This window comes from Colwellia sp. SU-HH01217 (assembly GCF_057543495.1).
Genome location: NZ_BAAJLX010000040.1, coordinates 1 through 891 on the forward strand (window position 1 = coordinate 1; position 891 = coordinate 891).

An 891-nucleotide genomic window follows, 5' to 3' on the forward strand; every position below is an offset into this window, starting at 1 on the left:
CAAATAATGGGCAAATTACAGTTGGTTAAAATAAGCGACGCAGGAGCAAAAACCAACTGTTATTTGTCCTGATTTATTTGCTTGTTAGGTAACCTTTTTCCAAGCCAGTGAAAGAATGGACCCAACCCTAAGTAAATAAAAAACACGCCACCTGAAAAACAAAACAATATGTTAAACCAGAACAATATTGGATCATCTAATCTTGAAACCTCAATTCCTCTCATTTGGAAAAAATCATCATCTGATTTTATATATGAGAACCAAATGCAGAAAGAACCAAATGCTAGCCCAATAAAGTTTGAGAATTTGAACCAATATTTATCTACTTCGTATTCAAATTTTTCTTTAGGCCGATTTTGCAATGCTCCGCCTCTCCATGGTTACCTAACGCCGCAATAAGCGGAAATTTATAGTTGGCTATAATGTTTGAGGAACGAAAAACAGCCAACTGTAAATTTTCCGTTTAATTGCCTTGTTATATTGCGCTTACGCTCAACTCTCTTTTATGACGCAATTGAACACCAAGTAGCGTACCTAATAAAACAGCTATGACATGTAGCAAAGCTGGAATTAAAAATACCAAAGGCTCGATTGGTATTTCTAAGAAAATGTATAGTAAGACACTCACACTTAGATTCATAAACCAATAAACTGCTGCAACTAAAATTGCTTGTTTATATGGACTAGTTGTTTGCTTATAGCCTAAGTAAAAATACGAAATTAGAGAGATTACAAAACCTAGGACGTGAAGAGTAAAAATGAATGGCATACTTTGAGTCGCTTCACCAGAGCCAACAATCAGCGTAGCAATCGCTGATAAAGCAACCAATAATAAATACAAGCCTACTGAAAAGAGCACAATCCTAGAGTATTTCACGATAATCCTTTAGC

General features: G+C 35.4%; 2 protein-coding genes. Both read right to left on the reverse strand.

Annotated features, from left to right (window positions below):
- Positions 1-59: 59 nt before the first annotated feature.
- Positions 60-362: a hypothetical protein gene (locus AC27G3_RS18130; protein ID WP_487124036.1), complete on the reverse strand. Its 303-nt coding sequence runs from the start codon at positions 360-362 to the stop codon at positions 60-62.
- 113 nt (positions 363-475) lie between these two features.
- Positions 476-877 carry a hypothetical protein gene (locus tag AC27G3_RS18135; protein WP_487124037.1) on the reverse strand — a complete coding sequence of 134 codons (402 nt, stop codon included), beginning with the start codon at positions 875-877 and terminating at the stop codon, positions 476-478.
- Positions 878-891 lie beyond the last annotated feature (14 nt).